Source organism: Mumia sp. zg.B17, assembly GCF_019550915.1.
Classification (GTDB): Bacteria; Actinomycetota; Actinomycetes; order Propionibacteriales; family Nocardioidaceae; genus Mumia.
In genome coordinates this window covers 43140-65689 of sequence record NZ_JAHWCI010000009.1, presented here as the reverse complement: position 1 = coordinate 65689, position 22550 = coordinate 43140, and the positions used below count along the sequence as shown (strand labels likewise).

At 71.2% G+C, this 22550-nt stretch carries 22 protein-coding genes and 1 tRNA gene; 7 read left to right on the top strand and 16 right to left on the bottom strand.

The features are described from left to right. Positions 1-24: 24 nt before the first annotated feature. The 6 genes from pknB to KV097_RS17265 all read right to left on the bottom strand — a co-directional run bounded on the left by pknB (position 25) and on the right by KV097_RS17265 (position 7431). Positions 25-1836: a Stk1 family PASTA domain-containing Ser/Thr kinase gene (pknB, locus tag KV097_RS17290; RefSeq protein ID WP_220345701.1), complete on the bottom strand. Its 1812-nt coding sequence runs from the start codon at positions 1834-1836 to the stop codon at positions 25-27. A 73-nt stretch (positions 1837-1909) separates the two neighbouring features. Then, a complete protein-coding gene (locus KV097_RS17285) occupies positions 1910-3385 on the bottom strand; it encodes a penicillin-binding protein 2 (protein WP_220345702.1) in 1476 nt (491 codons plus the stop codon). Next, on the bottom strand, positions 3382-4767 hold the full coding sequence (locus tag KV097_RS17280; RefSeq protein WP_220345703.1) for an FtsW/RodA/SpoVE family cell cycle protein: 1386 nt from the start codon (positions 4765-4767) through the stop codon (positions 3382-3384). Before KV097_RS17280 ends, KV097_RS17285 begins: the two co-directional genes overlap by 4 nt. Further along, a complete protein-coding gene (locus tag KV097_RS17275) occupies positions 4764-6086 on the bottom strand; it encodes a PP2C family serine/threonine-protein phosphatase (RefSeq protein WP_220345704.1) in 1323 nt (440 codons plus the stop codon). The genes KV097_RS17280 and KV097_RS17275 overlap by 4 nt, the downstream gene beginning before the upstream one ends. 8 nt (positions 6087-6094) lie before the next feature. Further along, positions 6095-6586: an FHA domain-containing protein gene (locus KV097_RS17270; RefSeq protein WP_220366610.1), complete on the bottom strand. Its 492-nt coding sequence runs from the start codon at positions 6584-6586 to the stop codon at positions 6095-6097. Further along, the gene (locus KV097_RS17265) at positions 6583-7431 is read right to left on the bottom strand and encodes a DUF3662 and FHA domain-containing protein (protein WP_220342792.1); all 849 of its coding nucleotides are present in this window, start codon (positions 7429-7431) and stop codon (positions 6583-6585) included. Before KV097_RS17265 ends, KV097_RS17270 begins: the two co-directional genes overlap by 4 nt. Before the next feature lie 189 nt (positions 7432-7620). On the opposite strand from KV097_RS17265, the gene KV097_RS17260 reads away from it, so the two are divergent. Further along, positions 7621-7703: transfer RNA gene (locus KV097_RS17260), tRNA-Leu, on the top strand. Positions 7704-7791: 88 nt separating this feature from the next. Then, entirely contained in the window at positions 7792-9036 is a 1245-nt protein-coding gene (locus tag KV097_RS17255) for a D-arabinono-1,4-lactone oxidase (RefSeq protein WP_220345705.1), read from the top strand. On the opposite strand, the gene KV097_RS17250 is transcribed toward KV097_RS17255, so the two are convergent. Genes KV097_RS17250 through KV097_RS17240 form a run of 3 tightly spaced genes read right to left on the bottom strand, consistent with a single transcriptional unit; the run spans position 9033 to position 11299 of the window. Continuing rightward, positions 9033-9833 (bottom strand): SDR family oxidoreductase, encoded by an 801-nt coding sequence (locus KV097_RS17250; RefSeq protein ID WP_220342794.1) that lies wholly within the window; start codon positions 9831-9833, stop codon positions 9033-9035. The genes KV097_RS17255 and KV097_RS17250 overlap by 4 nt on opposite strands. Before the next feature lie 34 nt (positions 9834-9867). After that, positions 9868-10458, bottom strand: a complete 591-nt coding sequence (locus tag KV097_RS17245) for a TetR/AcrR family transcriptional regulator (RefSeq protein WP_220366609.1) — start codon at positions 10456-10458, stop codon at positions 9868-9870. Then, positions 10451-11299: an alpha/beta fold hydrolase gene (locus tag KV097_RS17240; RefSeq protein WP_220366608.1), complete on the bottom strand. Its 849-nt coding sequence runs from the start codon at positions 11297-11299 to the stop codon at positions 10451-10453. Before KV097_RS17240 ends, KV097_RS17245 begins: the two co-directional genes overlap by 8 nt. A gap of 75 nt (positions 11300-11374) precedes the next feature. On the opposite strand from KV097_RS17240, the gene KV097_RS17235 reads away from it, so the two are divergent. Next, positions 11375-12010, top strand: a complete 636-nt coding sequence (locus KV097_RS17235) for an HAD-IA family hydrolase (protein WP_220366607.1) — start codon at positions 11375-11377, stop codon at positions 12008-12010. A gap of 9 nt (positions 12011-12019) precedes the next feature. On the opposite strand, the gene KV097_RS17230 is transcribed toward KV097_RS17235, so the two are convergent. The 3 genes from KV097_RS17230 to KV097_RS17220 all read right to left on the bottom strand — a co-directional run bounded on the left by KV097_RS17230 (position 12020) and on the right by KV097_RS17220 (position 13613). Continuing rightward, positions 12020-12676, bottom strand: coding sequence for a hypothetical protein (locus KV097_RS17230; protein ID WP_220342799.1), 657 nt, complete (start codon positions 12674-12676; stop codon positions 12020-12022). A 74-nt stretch (positions 12677-12750) separates the two neighbouring features. Continuing rightward, positions 12751-13200: an alternative ribosome rescue aminoacyl-tRNA hydrolase ArfB gene (gene arfB / locus KV097_RS17225; RefSeq protein WP_301021662.1), complete on the bottom strand. Its 450-nt coding sequence runs from the start codon at positions 13198-13200 to the stop codon at positions 12751-12753. Beyond that, positions 13197-13613 carry a CoA-binding protein gene (locus tag KV097_RS17220; protein ID WP_220345710.1) on the bottom strand — a complete coding sequence of 139 codons (417 nt, stop codon included), beginning with the start codon at positions 13611-13613 and terminating at the stop codon, positions 13197-13199. The genes arfB and KV097_RS17220 overlap by 4 nt, the downstream gene beginning before the upstream one ends. 66 nt (positions 13614-13679) lie before the next feature. On the opposite strand from KV097_RS17220, the gene KV097_RS17215 reads away from it, so the two are divergent. Both KV097_RS17215 and KV097_RS17210 read left to right on the top strand, forming a co-directional pair. After that, positions 13680-14708 (top strand): HNH endonuclease family protein, encoded by a 1029-nt coding sequence (locus KV097_RS17215; protein ID WP_220366606.1) that lies wholly within the window; start codon positions 13680-13682, stop codon positions 14706-14708. A gap of 36 nt (positions 14709-14744) precedes the next feature. After that, the gene (locus KV097_RS17210; RefSeq protein ID WP_220345711.1) at positions 14745-15119 is read left to right on the top strand and encodes a DUF1330 domain-containing protein; all 375 of its coding nucleotides are present in this window, start codon (positions 14745-14747) and stop codon (positions 15117-15119) included. Between the two features lie 13 nt (positions 15120-15132). Here the strand turns inward: KV097_RS17210 and KV097_RS17205 are convergent, their stop codons facing one another. Then, entirely contained in the window at positions 15133-15543 is a 411-nt protein-coding gene (locus KV097_RS17205) for a VOC family protein (RefSeq protein WP_220342809.1), read from the bottom strand. Positions 15544-15632: 89 nt separating this feature from the next. Between KV097_RS17205 and paaK the strand changes: the two genes are divergently transcribed. After that, on the top strand, positions 15633-16937 hold the full coding sequence (gene paaK / locus KV097_RS17200; protein WP_220366605.1) for a phenylacetate--CoA ligase PaaK: 1305 nt from the start codon (positions 15633-15635) through the stop codon (positions 16935-16937). A 3-nt stretch (positions 16938-16940) separates the two neighbouring features. Here the strand turns inward: paaK and KV097_RS17195 are convergent, their stop codons facing one another. The 3 genes from KV097_RS17195 to paaZ form a co-directional block, all read right to left on the bottom strand. Continuing rightward, on the bottom strand, positions 16941-18098 hold the full coding sequence (locus tag KV097_RS17195) for a serine hydrolase (protein WP_220366604.1): 1158 nt from the start codon (positions 18096-18098) through the stop codon (positions 16941-16943). A 142-nt stretch (positions 18099-18240) separates the two neighbouring features. Further along, positions 18241-19737 (bottom strand): VCBS repeat-containing protein, encoded by a 1497-nt coding sequence (locus tag KV097_RS17190; RefSeq protein ID WP_220366603.1) that lies wholly within the window; start codon positions 19735-19737, stop codon positions 18241-18243. Between the two features lie 130 nt (positions 19738-19867). Then, positions 19868-21904 carry a phenylacetic acid degradation bifunctional protein PaaZ gene (gene paaZ, locus KV097_RS17185; RefSeq protein ID WP_220366602.1) on the bottom strand — a complete coding sequence of 679 codons (2037 nt, stop codon included), beginning with the start codon at positions 21902-21904 and terminating at the stop codon, positions 19868-19870. 156 nt (positions 21905-22060) lie between these two features. On the opposite strand from paaZ, the gene KV097_RS17180 reads away from it, so the two are divergent. Further along, entirely contained in the window at positions 22061-22495 is a 435-nt protein-coding gene (locus KV097_RS17180) for a hypothetical protein (protein WP_220366601.1), read from the top strand. Positions 22496-22550 lie beyond the last annotated feature (55 nt).

Below are 22550 nucleotides of genomic sequence, written 5' to 3'. Positions count from 1 at the left end.
CCCACGCCAGTTCGCGCTGGTCGGTCAGCCCTCTCCGTCAGGGATGGTCGGAGCCTCGGGAACGGGTGACACACCCGGGTCGGTCGGGTCGGTCGTCTCAGGACCGCTCGACACCGTCAGGATGATCTGTGCGCCGGGGTCGGCCTCGGCATCGGCGCCGGGGATCTGCTCGGTGACGGTTCCTGCCGGCTGGTCCGACGACGGCTGCTCGAAGACCCGGACCTTGAAGCCGGCGTCCTCGAGGATCGCCTCGGCCTCGTCACGCATCTTGCCGACCACGTCCGGGACCTTCGACTTGCCGGCGGAGACGGTCAACGTGACCGACGTGCCGGGATCGACCGGTTCCCCGGGGACCGGGTCGGTCTTGAGAACCTCGTTCTTGGGCGCGTCACTCTCCTGGACCACCACCTCGTACGTCAGACCCGCCGCCTTCAGCTGCTCTCTGGCGGCCTTGAGCTTGAGGCCGACGAGGTAGGGGACCTCCACCCGCTCCGGCCCGGTCGAGACGACCATGGTGACGGTCGTCTTGTCGCCCTTCGGCGTGTCGATTCCCGGGGCGGGGTCGGTCGAGATGACCTTGCCGGCGTCGACGTCGGCGCTCGCAGTCTTTTTGATCTCGCCCACCGTGAAGCCGAACTCGGGTCCGGTCAGTTTGCGCTCGGCGGCGGCCTGGCCCATGCCGACGACGTCAGGCATCGCGACCTTGGGGGTCTCTGTGGTGTCGTCCTTGCCCATGAGCTCGGGAATGCCCCATGCTGCCAGCCCGACGACCAGCAGCGCGGCGATCGCGGACAGGATCCAGACCCATCGCCTGCTCTTGCCGTCCTCCTCGTCGCCGGCGGCCGGGGGGAGGTTGGCCGGCGGCAGCGCCTCGGTCGCTGGGGCGGCCGGGACAGCTGCGTACTGGGCCGTCGGGGCCGCAGAGGCAGCGGTGGGCTGACCCGCGAGGACACGCTCGATGTCGGCGCGCATCTCGGCGGCACTCTGGTAGCGCTCGTCGGTGCGCTTGGCCAGGGCCTTCGCGACGACGCGGTCGACCACCGGCGTGACCTCGGGGTTGAACGTCGACGGCGGCGGAGCCTCCTCGCGCACGTGCTGGAGCGCGACCGAGAGCGGGCTGTCGCCCTGGAACGGGGGCCGCCCGGTGAGCAGCTCGTAGAGGAGGCAGCCGGTCGAGTAGATGTCGCTGCGGGCGTCGACGGTCTCGCCGCGCGCCTGCTCCGGCGAGAGGTACTGGGCGGTGCCCACCACGGCGGCCGTCTGCGTCATCGCCGAGGAGGTGTCGGCGATCGCGCGGGCGATGCCGAAGTCCATGACCTTGACCTGGCCGGACGGCGTGAGCATCACGTTGGCCGGCTTGATGTCACGGTGGATGATGCCCGCACGGTGGCTGTAGTCGAGCGCGGCGAGGATGTCGGCGGTGATCTCGAGCGTGCGCTCGGGGAGGATCTTGCGACCCTCGCGCTCCATCTCGCGCAGGAGGTCGCGCAGCGTCTTGCCCTCGACGTACTCCATGACGATGAACGGCACCGTGTGCCCGTCAGGCCCGGTCGCCTCGCCGGTGTCGTAGACCGCGACGATCGAGGGGTGGTTGAGAGCGGCTGCGGACTGCGCCTCGCGCCGGAAGCGGGCGAGGAACGTGGGGTCGCTGGCCAGGTCGATGCGGAGGCGTTTGATCGCCACGGTGCGGCCGAGCCGCAGGTCGCGTCCGATGCGGACCTCGGCCATGCCTCCACTGCCCAGCACGCCGCCGATCTCGTAGCGGTCGCCGAGGCGGCCGTACGCACCCGGAGGCCCTGCGTAGCCCCGACCCGGGCCGGTGGGCGTTTCGGTCATCGTTTCCTGCTTCCTTCAAGGCAACTGCTCAAAAATACCGGTCGGGCGGTGAGAATCCCGTGCAGAGGGCGTGTCATCGACCGATCACCGCCTCCATGACCGATCTGGCGATGGGTCCTGCCAGCCGGCCGCCCGAGATGTCGTCGCGTCCGGTGCTGGAGGACTCGACCACCACCGCGACCGCGACCTTGGGGTCGTCGGCGGGGGCGAACGAGACGAACCAGGCGTAGGGCGGACGGTCCGACGTGGACTGCGCGGTGCCGGTCTTGCCGCCGACCTCGACCCCCGAGATCGCGGCCGACGAGCCGGTGCCGTTGTCGACGACGTCGACCATCATCTGGCTCAGCCCGGCCGCGGTGCCGCCCGAGATCGCGTCGCGGATCTTCTCCGGCTTGGCGGTCTCGATCGTCTTGAGGTCGGGCGAGCGCACCGTCGACACGAGGTAAGGCTTCATGAGCGCTCCGCCGTTGGCGATCGCGCCGGTCGCCATCGCCATCTGCAGCGGGGTCGCCGACACCTCGAACTGCCCGATGCCGCTCTGCGCGAGCTGGGGCGGGTCGAGCTCGGCGTCGGGGTCGCCGGTGAACTGGCTGGGGTTGCTGGCGACCTGCTCGATCGGCCGGGTCCCGAACCCGAAGGCATCGGCCTGCGCCTGCATGGCGGCCTGACCGACCTTCATCGAGAGGTCGCCGAAGGTGACGTTGCAGGAGACCTCGAGCGCCTGGGTCAGGGTGATGTTCTTGCCGCCGCAGTTGCCCCCGCCCTGGTTGACCAGCTGGTATGACCCGAAGCCGGGTGCGGACAGGGCGCTCCCGCCCTTGACCTTGCTGGAGGGGGTGAGGTCGAGGTTCTCCATGGCGGCGGCAGCGGTGACGATCTTGAACGTCGACCCCGGCGGCAGCGTCTGCTGGGTCGAGCGGTTGAGCATCGGCTGGTCCTCGTCGGCGTTGAGCCGGTCCCATGCCTTGGTGACGGCGTCGAGGTCGTGGCTCGCGAGCACGTTGGGGTTGTAGGTCGGGGTGCCGGTCATCGCCAGGACGGCGCCGGTGCTCGGGTCGATCGCGACCGCAGCGCCCTTGGCGTCACCGGGGAGACCGTCGAGGCCCTCGGCGGCGGCTCGCTGGGCCTTGCGGTTGATCGTCACCGACACGCTGCCACCACGAGGCTGGTTGGATCCGATCAGGTCGACGACACGGTTGACGAAGAGCCGGTTGTCGCTGCCGGAGAGGATCGAGTTCTGGGACTGCTCGAGGCCGCTGCGCCCGTAGGTGTAGCTGAAGTAGCCGGTGATGTCGCTGTAGAGCTTGCCCTCGGGGTAGCGGCGCTGGAACTTCCAGACGTCGTCGACCGGGACGCTCTCGGCGATCGGTCGGTCGCCGACGAGGATCGGGCCGCGCTCACGGGCGAACTGCTCGTCGATGACACGTCGGTTGCCGTTCTTGGCGTTGAGCGTGTCGGCGTCGACGAACTGGATGTAGTTGACCCCGAGGAGCAGCGCGACGAAGAGCATCAGGCACACGATCGACATCACGCGGATCGGCCGGTTCACAGCTTCACCACCTGGGTCGAGTCGTCCATCTCCAGCGGCGCCGCCTCCGGGGGCGGACGCCGGCTCTGGTCGCTGATCCGCAGCAGCAGCGCGACGATCGCCCAGTTGGCGAGGATCGAGGACCCGCCGTACGACATGAACGGGGTGGTGAGGCCGGTGAGCGGGATGATGCGGGTGACGCCGCCGACGACGACGAACACCTGGAGCGCGAAGGACACGGCGAGACCTGTCGCGAGAAGCTTGCCGAACGCGTCCCGGCACAGCAGCGCGATCCGCAGCCCTCGCTCCACGATCAGGCCGTACATCAGCAGGATCGCCATCGCGCCGGCGAGCCCGAGCTCCTCGGCGAAGGAGGCGAAGATGAAGTCGGAGTAGGCGAACGGGGTGAGGAAGGGGTTGCCCTCACCGAGCCCGCGTCCGAGGAGGCCACCCCACGCCATGCCGAACAGGCCCTGGGTCAGCTGGAACGTGCCCTCGGTCACCGGGAAGGGGCTGAGCCAGGCGTCGACACGGCTCTGGACGTGGCTGAAGGTCGTCGCGGCGAAGGTCGCGCCCCCGACGAACAGAAGGGTGCCCACCACGAGCCACCCCGGCCGCTCGGTGGCGACGTAGAGCATGACGACGAAGAGGCCGAAGAACAGCAGCGAAGAACCGAGGTCGCGCTGGAAGATGAGGACGCCGAGGCTCACGAGCCACGCGGCGAGGATGGGGCCGAGGTCGCGGCCGCGGGGGAAGTCGATGCCCATGAACCGCCGGCCTGCCAGCGCGAGGGCGTCGCGCTTCACGACGAGGTAGCCGGCGAAGAAGATCGCCAGGCAGATCTTGGCGAACTCGCCCGGCTGGAGACTCAGGCCGCCGACCCGGATCCAGATGCGGGCGCCGTTGATCTGCGTCCCGATGACGGGCAGCAGCGGGAGGATCAGCAGCACGAGCGCGGTGAGCCCGAACGTGTAGGTGTAGGCCTGGAGCTTGCGGTGGTCACGCACGATGAGCAGGACGGCCACGAACAGGGCCAGGCCGATCGCGGTCCACATCACCTGGCGTCCGGCGAACTGCTTGGCCTCGTCGCCGAGGCGGTCGAGGCGTGCCAGGTCGAGCCGGTAGATCATGGCGACGCCCAGCCCGTTGAGGGCGACGACCAGCGGCACCAGCACCGGGTCGGCGTACGGCGCCACGAACCGGACGACGAGGTGCGTCGCCACGGCGATCACCACGAGGAGGACGGCGAGGCCGGCGACGAAGCCGGGGACCTTGCCGCGGGCGCCGAGCCCGACGGCGCAGAAGGCGAAGATGACGATCACGAGAGCGAGCGCCACGAGGAGCGCCTCGGCGCCTCGGCGCTTGCGGTGGACGACGGCGGGGCTGGTCGCTGGGGTGCTCACTCGACGCCCCCGCACTCCGCACCGGGCGCGTTGGCCTGGGCGGGGTCGGCGCAGCGGGCCGCGATGTCACGGAGCTGGTCGATGGTGTCGCGGGCGTCGGCCAGCGAGGTCGACGTGATGCCCTTCTCGACCTGGTTCGCGCGGAACGTCGGCAGCGACGCCAGCGTGACGTCGGTGACCTCCTCGACGCTGTCGAGCTCGAGGAGCGGCAGGTCGGCCTGGATGCCGCGGAAGATGGCCACGTTGCCGTCGGAGGTGCCGACGTAGTACTGGCGCTGGGTCCAGTCGTAGGTCAGCTTGGCGGCGAGGGCGAGGAGGCCGACGACGACCGCGATCACGACCAGTCGCCGCAGCCACACGTAGCGCTGGGGCGGCCGAGGAGCGTACCGGAGCGCCTCGGGGTCGGCCGTGCCGTCGCCGTTGGCGCGCGCGGCACCGGCGCCGCCCGCGTCGTCGTCGATCGCCGGCACGGCGTCGAGGTTGGTCGCGGTGGTCGGTCCGGAGCCCGGTCGCGCCTGCTCGGAGGCGGCTCCGACGAGCATCGGCTGCCCGTCGGCGGAGGCGAGGGTCGGGTCGGGCGGGGCATCAAGGTCGATGATCTCGCCCAGGATGACGGTGACGTTGTCGGCGCCACCGCCGGCCAGCGCCCGCTGGACCAGCTCCACGGCCGCCGAGTCCACCGTGGGGGCGTTGGCCAGGACGTCGGCGATGGAGTCGTCGTCGACCATGTCGGACAGCCCGTCGCTGCACAGCAGGTAGCGGTCGCCCAGCCGCGGCTCGATCAGGGTCAGGTCGGGCTCGGCGTCGTCGCGACCGAGCAGGACGCGGAGGATCAGGGAGCGGTTGGGGTGGGACCGCGCCCCCTCGGGGGTCAGACGGCCCTCGTCGACCAGGCTCTGGACGAGCGTGTGGTCCTTGGTGATCTGGTGAAGGTGGCCGTCGCGCATCAGGTAGGCGCGGGAGTCGCCGATGTGGGCAAGGCCGAACGTCGTGCCGTTCCACAGCAGAGCGGTGAGGGTCGTCCCCATCCCCTCGACGCTCGGGTCGTCCTCGATCACCTCGGCGAGACGGTCGTTGGCACGGTGCACGGCGCCGGCGAGCGCCTCGATGACGTCGCCGTTCGGCGGCCGGTCGAGGCGGCGTACGACGTGCATGACCTCGGAGGAGGCGAGGTCTCCCGCGGCCGCGCCTCCCATGCCGTCGGCGATCACGAGCAGGTGCGGGCTGGCGTAACCGGAGTCCTGGTTGGAGTTCCGCCTGCGTCCGACGTCCGAGAGGGCGACGTAGGTGTAGCCGAGGCGTGTCTGGTGAGCGGGCAAGGGGCGTCCTACTTCCGGAGCTCGACCACGGTTTTGCCCAGGCGCACGGGCATGCCGAGGTCGACCGGGACGGGGGACGTCACACGTTGGCTGCCGAGGTAGGTGCCGTTGGTCGAGCCGAGGTCCTCGACGTACCACTGCTCGCCGTTGGTCGAGAAGCGCACGTGGCGGGTCGAGACGTAGTCGTCGTCGAGCCTGATGGCGGCGTCGGTGCCGCGGCCCAGCAGGATGTCCGCGCCCGTGACCGGCACCAGCTGGCCGGCGTTGGGCCCGTCGGTGACCACGAGCGTCGACGGCATCCCGCGCTTGGGCTTGCGGCCCTTGGGTGCGCGGGGCTGCTTGGACTTCTTTTGCCGCGGCGGCTGGGGCTGCGGCGCGCGCGTCGTGTCGACCTTGGCACCGAAGATGTCGGAGCGGATCACTGAGACCGCGGAGAGTACGAAGAGCCACAGCACCGCGAGGAATCCGAGCTTGATGAGGGTCAGGGTCAGCTCGGTCACCAGCGACCGCCTTGTGGCCCGGCCTGCGGCGGCGGCTGCGAGGGCCCGGCGTACGGCGGCGGAGATCCGGGTGCGGCCGGCGCGGGGCCGGGTGGGGCCACCGGGCCGGTCGGCCCGACCGGGGGTCCGGGGCGCGCGTGCGGGTTGCGGACCACGACCAGCGTGTTGCCCAGCTGAACCCGTGAGCCGTCGGTGAGGACGGCGTGGGTGACGCGTCGCCCGTCGACCACGATGCCGTTGGTCGACCCGAGGTCCTCGATCGCGACGCGGACGCTGCTGCCCTCGAGGAAGACGCGGAACTGAGCGTGCTTGCGGGAGACGCCGGGGTCGTTGATGCGCAGCTGCGCGTCGGTGCCGCGGCCGATCACGACACCGGGCGGCTCGACGGGGTGGCGCACGCCGTTGACCTCGAGGACCACCGGTGCCTTGGCGACGGCGGTGTCGGTCATGCGGACACCCGCGGCGGGGGTCACGGCGGCGGAGGCGCGCGAGCGGATCCGGAAGCGGCCGGTCGTCAGGTCGGGCTGGTGGACGAACTCGAGCTTGAGCGGCCCCGCGAGCGTGTAGTGCTGCTCGGCTACGTGCTCGTGCACGAGCTCGGAGAGCTCGCCCGAGAGCGTGCCGCCGTACGGGGCGAGCCGCTCGTAGTCGATCTGCGAGAGCTCGACGGTGAAGTCGTTGGGGACCAGGACCCGGTCGCGCGAGAGGATCTGAGCACCGTTGTCGAGCTCACGTTGCAGAGCAGCCGCGATCTCGACCGGTTGGACCGCACTCTGGAACACCCGCGCGAAGGCGCCGGAGACGGCATCCTCGAGCCGCTGCTCGAAGCGCTGGAGCACTCCCATCGCCGCGACCTCCTCCTGTCGTCTGGTGCCGTCGTCGAGCGGACACGCGTACTCTCGCGGAGATGACCCCCGCACGTCCACTTGATCGTATCGGGCCGACATGAGCGGGTGTCGCCGTCACACGCCCCACGGTGGACCGCCACCCGCAGATCGGGCCTCGGCGACGGCTGTTAGACTCACCAAGCACTCGCGCGAGTGGCGGAATGGCAGACGCGCTGGCTTCAGGTGCCAGTGTCCGCAAGGACGTGGGGGTTCAAGTCCCCCCTCGCGCACACGACACGATCCCGGTCAGGTCTCCTGGCCGGGATCTCGTGCGTCCGGGACCTGCCACCCGAGCCTCGGCCGTGGGACGGTGGACTCGTGACGACCCCGGGTCGCAACTGGGCCGAGACCCACACGTACGCGGCAGCCGCCCTGCGCCGTCCGTCGAGCGTGGACGAGCTCCGCAGGGTTGTGGCGGACTCTCCACGCGTGCGTGCGCTGGGCAGCCGTCACTCCTTCCACGACCTCGCGGACTCGGCCGGGCTGCTGGTGAGTCTCGACGCGATCCCGCGCACGGTGGTCGTGGACGCCGACGCCGGCACGGCCACGGTCGGTGCCGCGGCCTCGTATGCCGAGATCGCGCCGGTGCTGCACCGTGCCGGCTGGGCGCTCGGCGCCATGGCGTCGTTGCCGCACATCTCCGTCGCGGGTGCCGTCGCCACAGCGACGCACGGGTCGGGGGACGCCGCCCCGACGCTCGCCGGTGCGGTCACCGCCCTGGAGACGGTCGGACCCGACGGCGACCTGGCGTGGACGACCGAGGCCGACCCGGACCTCCGCGGCGCGGTCGTGAGCCTCGGAGCCCTGGGGATCGTCACCCGGGTGACGTTGCGCGTCGAGCCGACGTACGACGTCCGTCAGGACGTGCGCAACGCGGTGCCGTGGGAGACGGTCCTCACGGACTTCGACGCGGTCTCCTCGTCGGCCGACAGTGTGAGCCTCTTCACCCGGTGGGGAGGCGACGTGGTCGACCAGGTCTGGATGAAGAGCCGTCGGCCGACCGAGCCGACCGTCCGGTGGGGGGTGCCGGCGACCGTCGTGCAGCACCCGATCCTCGGCATCGACGCGATCCACGCCACGGCGCAGCTGGGAGTGGGCGGGCCGTGGTTCGAGCGGCTCCCGCACTTCCGTGCGGGGTTTACACCGAGCGTCGGTGCGGAGATCCAGAGCGAGTACCTCCTGCCGCGCGACCGCGCCACGGCGGCCTTCGAGGCGCTGCGTGCGCTCGGCCCGCGGATCGACCCGCTCCTGCAGGTGAGCGAGATCCGCACGGTTCCCGGAGACGACCTGTGGCTGAGCCCGGCGTACGGCCGCGACACCGTCGCGATCCACTTCACCCTCGTCCGCGAGCCCGACGCCGTGCGGCGGCTCCTGCCGGAGATCGAGGAGGCGCTGGCGCCGTTCGGGGCGCGCCCGCACTGGGGCAAGTGGTTCAGCCTCGGCGCGGACCGGATCGCCGAGCTCTATCCGCGCCTTCCTGACTTCCAGGCCCTGGCCGACCGCCGGGATCCCGACCGGTGCTTCCGCAACGCGTTCCTGGAGCGGACTGTGCTCCGCTCCTAGAGTCCTGCGCCGGCGAAGACGTCACGGCCCTTGCCGCCCTTGGCGAAGCGCATGCCGAGCTCGAGGCTGCCGACGCGCTTGAGCGTCGCACCGTGCTTGGGGTTTGACAGGATCATGTCGACGATCGCCGGCGCGGCGTCGTCCACCGGGTCGGCGAGGATGTTCATCGCCTTGCGCACCCTGGCAAAGCCCTCCGGCCCCAGCTCGCGGGCCTCTCGGATCATGCCGTCGGTGACGACGACTCCCGGGCTGACCGACGCGATGCGGACGGGGCCGCCCGCGGTCTCGCGCACCAGAGCATCGGTGAACGCCCGCAGGCCGCGCTTGGTCGAGCCGTACACGGTCATGCCGGGCCGGATCTTGCCGTCCGACCCGCCACCGAGGATGTTGACGAGCTGGCCGTGCCCCTGGGCGGTCATGCCGCGTACGGCGACACGGCTGCCGAGGATCGTGCCGACCATGTTGGAGGTGACCATCTCGACGATCCAGTCGGGGCGCAGGTCGACGACCGGGTGGACCGTACGCGCGACGCCGGCGTTGTTGATCCAGAGGTCGATGGTGTCGAGCTGGGCGGCCGCTGCGTCCCACAGGGCCTGGACGGCGGCCGGGTCCGAGACGTCGCACCCGATGCCGAGCACCCGACCGGGGGCATCGGCCTCCTCGAGCCGCTTCACCGCCTCGGTGACCGAGTCTTCCCGTCGGCCGGTGACCACGACGTCGTAGCCGCGTGACCGCAGCTCCCGAGCCAGGCCGAAGCCGATCCCTTTGCTGCTGCCCGTGATCACCGCGGTCGCCATGAGTTGAAACGTATATGATAGGAACAGCGTGCCGCTAGGGGGTCGTGCCCAGGGTGGAGAGTCCGGTGACGACCACGTCGAGCAGCGCGTCGAAGCTCGCGTCGAGGTCGGCGGGGAGACGGAAGCCCCGGTCGAGCTCCAGGCTCACGAATCCGTGCACGGCGGACCGGAGGATGCGCACGGCGTCGACGAGGTGGTCGTCCGCGACGCCGGCGCCGCGGACGACGGCCGCGAGGATCGCCACCGCCTCCCCGCCCGCGCGGGCGAGCGCGGCGTCCGCCGGGTCGTCAGGGTCCGCGGGGACCTGCACCGCGGCGTACCGGCCGGGGTGCTCGCGGGCGTAGTCGCGCATGGCGTGACCGAGCGACCGGATCGCCTCGGGCCCGGAGCGGCCGACGGTCGCCTGGCTCGTGAGGCGTACGAGGTCGCCCACCGCGTGCACCCCTACCTCCCGACGCAGGTCGGCGAGAGACGCGACGTGCTTGTAGAGGCTGGGCGTCGAGACGCCCGCGGCCGACGCGACGGACGCGAGGGTGAGGTCGGCGAACCCCGTACGGCCGCCGGCGTCGACCACGTCGAGCGCGATGGCGACGACCCGGTCGCGGTTGAGGCCGGCCCTAGGCATCGGTGCCGCTGGTGGTGGAGGCGAGGAACGGCAGCAGGACCGCGAGGACCTCGTCGGCGGCCTGCAGCTGCGGATAGTGACCGACCTCTTCGAGCACGACTCCGTCGGCGTCGACCGTCTCGCGGGCGTACGCGAGCTCGGCCGCGGCGTCGGAGAAGTCGGGGTCGGCGGAGCCGAAAACGGCGAGCACGGAAGTGTGGACGTCGGAGAGGCGCCGCTCCGCCTGACGGTGGTCGAGAGCGACCGCGAGGCGACGCAGCGAGCGCAGCCGCGCACGGTCCCGGTACGTCGCGCGGAGCGTCGTGAGCCGCTCGTCGAGACCCGGCGTCGGGCGGCCCTTGCTCAGGGCCGACCGGACGTACCACGTCCAGAAGGCGCCGCCCCACGGCCACGCGAAGACGGCGCGATAGACGAGGCGCAGCAGGGCGGCCACCGCCGGGGACGCCGCCTCGCGGTAGAAGCCGGCGAGAGTGACCACACCGTTGACCAGGTCAGGCCGGTCGGCCGCGGCGTTGAGGGCGGCCGACCCGCTCATCGAGCTGCCGACCAGGGCCGCGGGGCCGGCCGCGAGGTGCTCGACGAGCGCGACGAGGTCGGAGGCGGTGACCGCGTCGCCGTACGAGCGGAAGCCGGTGTCGGAGTCGCCGTGGCCGCGCAGGTCGGTGACGACGACGCGGTAGCCGGCCTCGATCAGGACGGGCGCGAGGAGCGCGTACGTCGCTCTGACGTCACCCATGCCGGGGACGAGGACGACGAGCGGCCCGTGTCCGGAGTCGGTGTAGGTGATCCGACCCTCGGGGAGGGCAAGGTGATGAAGGGTCTCAGACGGTAATTGGCTCATGCTCTTCACCGTACGGCTAATGTCCTTAACTTTCAAGGCCGACGACAGCCCGCAACCACCACCAGGAGTCCTCACATGACTGTTCGCCCGTACGACGCGGTGCTCTGCGACATCGACGGCGTGCTTCGACACTGGCCTGCTGCCGACGACATCGACACCAGTCACGGGCTTCCCGCGGGCACACTCGCGAAGGTGGCCTTCGCCCCGTCACGCCTGCACCCTGCGATCACCGGAGCGATCACCGACGAGCACTGGCGCTCACTCGTGACCGCAGACCTCGCGGAGATCTGCGGATCGACCGAACGCGCCCATGCCGTGGTCGACGACTGGTCCGGCCTGGTTCCCGTCGTCGACCACGAGGTTGCGTCCCTCCTCCGCCAGGCACGCTCGGTCGCGACCGTCGCCCTGGTATCCAACGCGACCACCCGGCTGGAGCGGGACCTTGTCCAGCAAGGGCTCGACGACCTCGCCGACACCGTGGTGAACACCTCTCGCGTCGGCCACATCAAGCCTGACCCCCGCGTCTACTTCCTGGCCGCCGAACGGGTGGGCACCCCGGTCCACCGCTGCTTGTTCATCGACGACACCACCGCCAACGTCACCGCAGCCCACGAGGTCGGGATGACTGCCCTGCGCTACCAGAAGATCGACGATCTCCGCGGTGCCCTGGCGCCGCTCCTCGGCACAGCGTCAGGCACGCAGCACACGTGATCTGCCGGGTCACTCGACCCAGGTCGTGCCCTCCTGGAAGATCAGCTCGCCTTCCTCGACCGACAGCGAGTCCTCGGGCCACTCGTCGGGGTCGGTCGGCAGGAGGCCCTCGTTGGCGACGGCGAGCGTCACCTGGGCGACGGGCACGATGCCGGCCGTCTCGCCGAGCGCGCTCCAGCCGCCGAGGCCGTTGCTGTGCGCGAGTGCATAGAGGGCCTCGCCGAGGTCCGTCACCGGGCCGTCGATCTCGTCGGGCGAGGCCTTCTGCGCCACGCTGCCGGCAGCGACGACCGCCTGCGGGTCGGTGATGCGGTAGTCCATGCGCTGGAGCACCGTCACGCCCGTCACCCGCTGCCCGGTGAGCGGGCTGCCGTCGTGGTCGTGGTCGTGCGTGGCCTCCTCGTCACCGTCCTCCTCGATGATCGCGAAGGGCGGGAACGTCCCGCTGTAGTCGTACTGCGCCTCGTCGTACGCCTCGAGCGCCGCGGCGAGCGCCTCCTTGGCGGCGGTGATGGTGGGGACGTCGGCATCGGATCCCGCCGCGGCGACCGCGACGGCATGGGTGCGCAGGGCGGAGCTGAGGGCTTCGGCGGCGCGGACGAACTCGTCCTTCGCCTCGTCGGTCCAGCGGTCCTGGCCAGGGTTCTCGGGCTGCTCGTCGGTCATGCTCGGATGGTATCGCCGGGTGGTTTCGGCCAGCGCGGCTCGTGCTCCGCGGGACGTCCCCGCGGCACCGAGCGTCAGTCGGCGTCGCTGACCCGCCCGCGGTTCGACTTCGTCTGTGCACGGCGGCGTTTGGCCTCGATCCGGCGGCGCTTCGACCCGCGGGTCGGCTTCGTCGCGACGCGCGGGCGCGGAGGTGGCGCCAGGGCCGTACGCAGGCGTTCGGCGAGGCGTTCGCGTGCGGCGACGCGGTTGCGCAGCTGCGAGCGGTGCTCCGACGCGGTCACGCTGATGCGGCTCGACCCGATCACCGACACCAGGCGGTCGCGCTGCTGCGGTGACAGCACCTCCGACGTCGCGGCGTCGAACACGACCTCGACGCGGCTGTCGGTCGTGTTGACCGACTGTCCGCCAGGCCCGGGCGACCGCGAGAACCGCTCCTCGATCTCGCGCTCGGGCACCACGAGCCCCCCGGGGATGCCGGGACCCGGGGGTACGACGAGAGGGCCGCCCACCCCTGGGGTCACGCCGACCGCCTTCCCCACTCGATCAACGGGCAGGTGTCCATCACCATCGCGAGACCCGCGGCCCGGGTCCGCTCGAACGCGGCCACGTCGATCACACCCAGCTGGAACCACACCGCCCGCGCCCCGATGGCCACCGCCTGGTCCGCGAAGGGCCCTGCTGCCTCCGAGCGCCGGAAGACGTCCACGACGTCGATCGGGAACGGCACGTCGGACAGCGTCGCGTAGCCCTGCTCGCCCAGCACCGTGGGTGCGTCGGGGTGGATGGGGACGATGCGCTTGCCACGCGTCTGCATGACCTTCGCCACCTGGAAGGCGGTACGGGAGGGGTCGCCGGAGAGCCCGACCACGGCCCACGTCTTGAGCTCGTCGAGCATCAGCGAGATCGCGGCCGGGTCCTGCCAGTCACTGTCCATGAGGTCGACGTTAGCGCCGGGGTGACCGCCTCGCCCGAGGTCGGGGCCGACGTGTAGAACACCTCTGTGACCTCACGTACGGCGCGACGCCTCCTGGCCGCTGCAGCGGCCCTCCTCGTCCTTCCCGCCTGCGGCCCTGTGGAGGTGGAGACCGGCACCGAGCAGGCGGCCCAGGCGGTGACGACCACGGCGGCTCCCCCTGCCGGGAAGCCGGCGGAGCAGGTTGCCGACCAGGTCACCAAGGCGCGGGCGATGCTCGGCCGCCTCCAGGTCGCCGGTCGCGCTCCGAAGACGGGCTACGACCGCGTCGGACGCTTCGGTCAGGCCTGGGCCGACGTCACCCGGAGCGGGTGCGGCACCCGCGACAACATCCTGAGCCGCGACCTCCAGGACGTGAGCAAGCGCAACAAGTGCGTCGTCGTCGGTGGACGCCTGGCGGACCCCTACACCGGCACCACCATCACGTTCCGCAAAGAAGACGCGAGCGCCGTGCAGATCGACCACGTCGTGCCGCTCTCGCTCGGCTGGCAGCTCGGTGCGCAGCAGTGGCCGGTGGGCAAGCGCGTGACCTTCGCCAACGACCCGATCAACCTGATGGCGGTCGACGGTCCGACGAACTCCAGCAAGTCCGACTCCGGCCCCGACGCGTGGCTCCCTCCCAACAAGGCCTACCGCTGCACCTACGTCGTGCGTTTCACCCGGGTCGCCGCCGCCTACGAGATGCGGGTCACGCAACCGATGAAGGACGCGATCAGCCGCATCCTCGACGGCTGCACACGCGTCGACGGCACGCCCGCCGACCTGAAGCCGCTGCCGACGTCGACGTGGGCGTACGCCGCGAAGTTCGCCGGAGGCACCGCTGGAGACGCGGGCGCCCCGACGAGCGCCGCACCACCGGCGGCCAAGGGGCCGAGCGTGGCGCCGACGGGGAAGTCGTGCCCGGCGAAGGCGCCGATCAAGGGCAACGTCCCCGACGGCGGCGGCGCACGCATCTTCCACGAGCCAGGCAGCCGCTCGTACGGGGTCACCGTCCCCGAGGCGTGCTTCGCCACAGCGGCCGACGCGCAGGCCGCGGGGTTCCGCGCGCCACGCTGAGCCCGCGGGCAGGTGCGGCTGTGCCACGATGCGCGCATGGCTGTCGATCCCCGCGGTGCCGACCTCAAGCGCTACCTCGCCGACGACCCCGGGGGTCCGGTGACCATGCTCAACCTCCTGCGCTTCCGGGAGGGTGGGCGCGAGCTGTACGCCAGGTACGCCGCGGCGCTCGAGGAGACGTTCCTCCCCCGCTACGGCGGTGAGGTCCTGTACGCCGGCGACGGGGCGACTCCCCTGGTCGCCGAGGACGGGCAGGCCTGGGACGCGGTCGCGCTCGTGCGCTATCCCTCGCGCGAGGCGTTCAGCCGCATGGTCGCCGACGAGGACTACCAGAAGGTCACGCAGTGGCGTACGGACGCGCTCGAGGAGGCCGTGCTCCAAGCGACCGCGGAGTGGCCCGCGCGCGCCTGACCCGGCCCTCAGGTCAGCTGTTCACGGCCGCGATCTCGGCGTCGCTGCGCAGGATGCAGAACTCGTTGCCCTCCGGGTCGGCGAGGACCAGCCACCCTCCACCGTCGGGCTTGCGCAGGTCGTCGAGCGCGGTCGCGCCGAGCGCCAGCACGCGCTCGATCTCCTCGTCGCGCGTGCGGTCGGTCGGTCGGAGGTCCAGGTGGATGCGGTTCTTGACTTCCTTGCCCTCGGGGACCTCGATGAAGAGCAGCGGTCCGGCTCCCGCGCTGCCGTCGCTGGGCGGCACGATCATGCACTCGTCGTGGCCCGGCTCGTTGGGATCGCCCGGCACGTCGGTGTAGCCGGTCAGCACCTGCTTCCACCACTCGGACTGGGCGTAGGCGTCGTGGGCGTCGATGCTCGTGTGCGAGATGCGGCAAGACATAGGAGGACCGTAGTGTCGTCGCTGCTCACGGTCGAACGGGTTTGGCCACAGGGGTAGGCATCCCCTCAGCTCTCTGCTGTGCTGTCGACATGACTCCGACCTCGCGAGGTGGCGGCCTCGAGGCGATCGAGACCGCGTCCGTCGACGAGCTCCGTGCCCTCCAGCTCGAGCGGCTGAAGACCTCGATCCGTCGCTGCTACGACCACGTGCCGCACTACCACGCGTCTCTCACCGAGGCCGCCGTTCATCCCGACGACATCCGCACGCTGGACGACCTCGCCCGGGTCCCGTTCACGACGAAGGCCGACCTGCGCGACAACTACCCGTTCGGGATGTTCGCCGTGCCCCGCGAGGATGTCGTCCGCATCCACGCCTCCTCGGGGACGACGGGCCGACCGACCGTCGTGGGCTACACGCGCGGTGACCTCGACGTGTGGGCCACGGTCGTCGCACGCAGCATCTACGCCGCGGGTGGGCGGACCGGCAACGTCCTCCACAACGCGTACGGCTACGGGTTGTTCACCGGCGGGCTCGGCGCGCACGCGGGGGCGGAGAGGCTCGGTTGCACCGTCGTCCCCGTCTCCGGCGGGATGACCGAGCGGCAGGTCCGCCTGATCGAAGACTTCCGGCCCACGATCATCATGGTGACTCCCTCGTACATGCTCGCGATCGTGGACGAGATGGTCCGTCAGGGCGTCGATCCCCGGGCGACGTCTTTGGAGGTCGGCATCTTCGGTGCCGAGCCGTGGACCGACGAGATGCGCCGCGAGCTCGAGGAGATCCTCGGCCTGACGGCCGTCGACATCTACGGGCTGTCCGAGGTGATCGGTCCCGGGGTGGCGATGGAGTGTGCCGAGACCCAGGACGGGCTCCACGTGTGGGAGGACCACTTCTATCCCGAGATCGTCGACCCGTTCACCGACGAGGTCCTTCCCGACGGCGAGGAGGGAGAGCTCGTGCTGACCTCCCTGACCCGAGAGGCGATGCCGGTCCTGCGCTACCGCACCCGTGACCTGACGCGGCTCCTCCCGGGGACGGCTCGGACCATGCGGCGGATCGAGAAGATCACGGGGCGCAGCGACGACATGATCATCCTCCGCGGGGTGAACGTCTTCCCGACGCAGATCGAGGAGCTTCTCCTTCGGACGGCCGAGCTGTCGCCGCACTTCCAGTGCGTCCTTGGACGCGACGGGCGCATGGATGTGATGACAGTCGTCGTCGAGCACCGCCACGGGGTGGCGAGCGACGCGGCGCACGGTGCCGGTGAACGCGTCCGTTCTCAGGTGAAGGACACCATCGGCGTGAGCGTCGAGATGAGGGTCGTGGCTCCCGACACGATCGAGCGCTCGGTGGGCAAGATGCGTCGAGTCGTGGACCGGCGCCGCGACCGCTGAGGATCACCGGGCGTGCCACGCCGCCCTCCAGAAGTCCTCGAACACCGCGGTCGGCTCAGGCGAGGACCACATCTGGTTGACGAGCAGGATGCCCACGACGTCGGCGGCAGGGTCGACCCAGAACGTCGACCCCAGCCCGCCGTCCCAGCCGTACGCCCCCGCGCGGCGGCCGTCGGGGAGGTCGGTCGTCTTCACCCCGAAGCCGAGCCCCCACCCCGAGGTGTCGTCGGCTTCGATCCTGCCGACGCGCGGGCGGACCGCCTCGGTCAGCACCTCGGTGGACACCACGCGGCTCCCGTCGTCGGCCACTCCGCCGGCGCGGAGCATCCGCGCAAGCGCGTACAGGTCCGTCACGGTCGAGACCAGCCCGTCACCGGCGTTGGGGAAGGCCGGCGGTCGCGACCACTGACCGTCGCTCCCGTCGTACGGCACCGCCGGCGCACCTGCTTGGGACGGGAGCCAGAGCGGCCCCAGCGTCCCGATCTCCCCGGGACCGACGTCGAAGCCGGTGCGCGTCATCCCGCACGGCTCGAGGACCCGGGCGCCGAGGACGTCGGGCAACGGCGCCCTCGCGGCGCGCGCGACGAGAACCCCCAGCACCTCGCTCCCCGAGTGGTAGAGCCACCGCTCGCCCGGCTGGTACGACAGCGGGACGGAGCCGACGGCCCGCATCCACGTGTCCGGATCGGGGTTCGCCTGCGGGGCGGGCGGTCCGGACTGGAGCCCGAGTGTTCCCAGCGCGGACAGGACAGGCCCAGGGAACGGTCCGGTGAAGTCGAGACCGATCCCGAGCCGCAGCTCGAGCACGTCGCGAACCGTGATCGAGCGCCGCGCGGGCACGGTGTCATCGAGCGGCCCGGCCGGGTCGCGCAGCACCTGGCGGTCGGCCAGCTCCGGGAGCCAGCGCTCGACGGGGGCGTCGAGGTCGAGGGTGCCGTCGTCGATCAGCGTGAGCGCGGCCACCGCCACGACGGGCTTGGTGACCGAGGAGATCCGAAAGATGGTGTCGGTACGGACGGGGGTCGGGTCGTCCGGTCCGTACGACCCGTGTGCACCGAGCGCGACCTCCTCGCCGCGGGCGACCAGCCACGCGAGCCCGGGCGGGTCCTCGCGTTCGACGTGAGGACGGACGGCTTCGGTGATGCGGGTCTGGAGGTCCACGGGGTTCCCTTCTCGGACGGTCGCAGCACCGACCGGCTCGGGACGCCGAACTCATCGGCGCCGACACCCCACGGCGGACGCCGAAGGGCGGGCCGTCAGGATCGACGGCCCGCCACGGCGGGATCACGGAGTCAGACGTGGATCAGGACGTCGGGCTCCAGATCCCGATCTTGTTGTTCTCGAAGCTCGAGAACGTGATGTCGTTGGTGCCGTCGCGGTCGAGGTCGGCGATCTTGGCGCCGCCGGCCTGCCCCCAGCCTTCCGACTCGGGCAGCACGTGCTGCTGGAAGGTGCCCGGGGCCGTCTGCTCGAGCCAGTAGAGGCGGAACGCCCCGTCGCCGGACACCGCGAGGTCGAGGTCGCCGTCGCCGTCGATGTCGCCGAATCCCGTCTTGCCGGGCGCCGCCTGCCCCGGGCGTGGGCTCGCCGTGAAGTCGGCGCCCGGGTCGACGCCGGCGGCCAGCGGAGCAACCGTCCAGGGGGTGCGGGGGTCGGCTCCCGGGGTCATGAGGAAGACGTCGGGCTTGGCGCGGAGGAACACCGGGGGGCCGGGGTTGCCGGGCGTCGTGTTCGTGTGGTTCACGCCGACCCAGCGATCGGTCCCGTCGCCGAACAGGTTCTCGACGCGGTGGATGCTGAACGACGGTCCCTGCCCGCGGCTGATCTCGTGCATCACGAAGTCGGACGCGGTGAGGCCGTCGGCGGCGTCGCCGACCCGCTCGAACCAGACGAACGACGCCTCGCCGGTGGGCGGCCCGAGCACCGCAGGGCTCACCCCGAAGTACTGCGCCGACGCGACGTCGAGGTCACCGTCTCCGTCGACGTCGGTGACCACCGGGCTGCTCCCGCCGCGGTCGGCCAGGGTGACGGGAGCGGCGAACCTGCCCTTGCCGTCGCCCTTGAAGAACTGCAGCGCGACGACGTCGTCGGTCGTGTCGGAGGCGTTGAAGCCCTGTTCGCCGACTGTGACGAGATCCTTGCGCCCGTCGCCGTCGAAGTCCACGTGCTGGAGGTCGTGATAGGCGAACGGGCTGTCGGTGAGGATGTCGTGACGCTTCCAGTCGCGCAGCCGGGCGCGGCACTCTTTGAGCTGCGAGGCGCCACGGGAGGCGACGGCGCACTTCGCGAGCGCGAGGACCTCACGGACGCTGCGCGGGGTGTCGCGGTTCTCCCACCAGGTCAGCGAGCCGCGGCTGAATCCCATGCCGCTGTCCCAGAAGTAGCCCGCGGGCTGGATGACGTCGACGTCACCGTCTCCGTCGACGTCGGCGAGCGTCGGCTCGCTCGGGAAGATGATCCCGTCGGACGGCTCGATCACCGGAGTGGTCTTCCAGGTGTCGACGCCTCCGCCGCGCCGGCGGCCGGCGTTCGTGTAGAGCGTGACGCTGCCCGGCTCAGGGAGTGCGGCCGGCCCTTGCATGGTGAGAGCCCCATAGGTGGTCGACACCAGCTCCGGGCGCGGGTCACCGACCACGTCGCCGACGGCGGTGAAGGCCGGGCCGACGGCGTCCTCGGTGACGAGGGTGCGGGTGAACTCGGGCGGCTCGGCCATCGCCGGCGAGAGACTGGCCGCCACCACGGCGACGGACGTCGTCACCAGCGCTACGGCGGTCGCGGTCGTACGTGCGGGGGTACGCATGGGCGCTGCTCCTCGGTGATCGCTGTTCCCATTAATGGAACACCGTTTCGATCTGCCGTGAACTGTCGCACACAGAGGCGCGCCCCGTCGAGACCCGTTGTCACGGAAGATCGAGAAGCAGCAGGTGCTGTCAGGCGTCCCAGGTCTTCGCGACCAGCGTCAGGACGTCGTACGTCGCGACCGGCTCGCTGTCGCGGTTCGTCACCTGTGCGTCCCACCGAACCTCGCCGTAGTCGGCCGTCGTGCGCGGGGTGATCTCCTTGACGGTGAGCGTCACCGCGATCGCGTCGTCGGCCTTGACCGGGGTGAGGAAACGCAGGTTGTCGACGCCGAAGTTGGCCAGCACCGGCCCTGGGTCAGGGTCGACGAAGAGACCGGCGGCGAGCGACACCAGGAGATAGCCGTGCGCCACGATGCCGCCGAAGAGCGGGTTCGCCGCCGCGGCCGCCTCGTCGGTGTGGGCATAGAACGTGTCGCCGGTGAGTGCCGCGAACGCGTCGATGTCCTCCCGCGTCACCGTCCGTGGCTCCGAGGCGATCGTGTCGCCGACGCGCAGGTCGGCCAGGCTCTTGCGGAACGGGTGGACCGAGGCCTCCCGGCGGTCGGACCCCGGCGTCCAGCGGCCGGTGATCGCGGTGAGCATGTCCGGCGAGGCCTGGACGGCCGTGCGCTGCATGTGGTGGAGGACGCTGCGGATGCCACCCAGCTCCTCGCCCCCACCGGCCCGGCCGGGCCCGCCGTGGACGAGGACCGGGAGCGGTGAGCCGTGACCGGTCGACTCGGCGGCGTCGTCGCGGTCGAGGACGAGGATGCGGCCGTGCCACGGCGTGAGCCCGAGGGTGAGCGTGCGCGCCACGGCGGGGTCGTGGGTCACGAGCGAGCCCACCAGGCTCCCGCGACCGCGGGCCGCCAGCGCGATCGCGTCGTCGAGGCCGTCGTAGGTGAGCACCGTGCTCACCGGACCGAACGGCTCGACGTCGTGCGGCTCGGTCGCGCCATCTCGCGCCCGCAGCAGCACCGGCGCCATGAAGGCGCCGCGCTCAGCGTCGCCGTCGACGCCCTCCACGCGGTCCGGGTCGCCGTAGACGATCTCCGCGGAGCTGCGCAGCGCCTCGACGGCCTTGCGGACCTCGTCGCGCTGGGCGAGGCTCGCGAGCGGGCCCATGCGGACACCGGCATCGCGAGGGTCGCCGACCGTGACCCGCGCGAGGCGTGCGGCGATCGCGTCGACCACCGTGTCGGCCATGCCTGCCGGGACGAGGACGCGGCGGATCGCGGTGCACTTCTGGCCCGCCTTGACCGTCATCTCGGTGACGACGCCCTTCACGAAGAGGTCGAGCTCGGGGTCGTCGGCGGTGACGTCGGGGCCCAGGATGGAGCAGTTCAGGGAGTCGGCCTCGACGCCGAGCCGTACGCCGCCGGTGGCGACCGACGGGTGGGCTCGCAGCACGTTCGCCGTGTGCGCGGAGCCGGTGAAGGCGACCGAGTCCTGCGGGCCGAGCTCGTCGAGGAGCGTCCCTGCGCTGCCGGCGACGAGCTGGAGGGTGCCGTCGGGCAGGAGGCCGGACTCGATGATCCGGCGCACGAGGGCCTCGGCGACGTACGCGGTGGGGCTGGCCGGCTTCACGATCGTGGGGAGCCCCGCGAGGAAGGCGGGGGCGAGCTTCTCGAGCATCCCCCACGCCGGGAAGTTGAAGGCGTTGATCTGGACCGCGACGCCGGGACGCGACGTGAAGACGTGTTGTCCGACGAAGGTCCCGCCCTTCCCGAGGGGTTCCGGCCGACCGTCGAGGACGATCGTGTCGTTGGGCAGCTCGCGCGTGCCCTTGCTCGCGTAGGAGAAGAGGGTGCCGATGCCGCCGTCGACGTCGACCATCGCGTCACGCTCGGTGGCGCCGGCGCACGCCGACAGCCGGTAGAGCTCGTCCTTGCCGGCGCCCAGGTGCTTCGCCAGAGCCTTGAGGATCCCGGCCCGCTCGTGGAACGTGAGGCTGCGGAGCGCGGGACCGCCGACCTCGCGGGCGTACGCGACCATGGCGCCGAGGTCGAGACCGGTGCTCGAGATCGTCGCGACGACCTCACCGGTCGAGGCGTCGAGGAGTGGGCGGCCCTCGTCCGGTGCGGCGTACCAACGGCCTGCGGTGTAGCTCTCCAGCAGCGTGCTCACGTGTCCCCCTCGACGTCGTCGGCGCGGTCTTCGGTCCACGCTATTGCAGAACGATCGGTCAGTAAATGTCTGTCGTTCTTGCATCAGCCCCGCGCGCGTGCTGGGCAGTGCTACCTTCCCGGGACGCGAGGTGGCAGTGGGACGATCGGAGAGCGGATGTCAGGCGAGGTCACGATCAGCGAGGACGAGGCTCGGGAGGCCCAGAGCGTCCTTGTCGACGAGTTTGGTCTCCTCTTCATGTCGCTGCTTGTCGTCACGGTGGTGCTCGGTCGACCGTGGCCCGCCGTGCTGGTGGTGGCGGCACTCGCGCCGATGCTGCAGGTTGGCTCGGTCTGGGCGCTTCTTGCCGGTCACGTTCGGATGCACTCGGTGCTGTCCAAGGGCGTGTATGCCCTTTTCTTCCTCGGATTCCTCCTCTTCGTCGTGCTCGACGTGACGTCGCCGGCGCCCGACTCGCTGAGCGATGTGGTCCGTGTCATCGGGGCGGGTGTCCTCGTTGTCGCCGGCGTGGCGTACTGGAAGCTGTCGGGACCTGTCGCGAGAGCGCTCCTGAAGGACGAGACGGTCGTCCGCAACGTTCTCGCCGACTGACCGACAGGCCCAGAACGGGCGCCGCCTCCCGGCGGGGATTGCCTTCACGGCGACG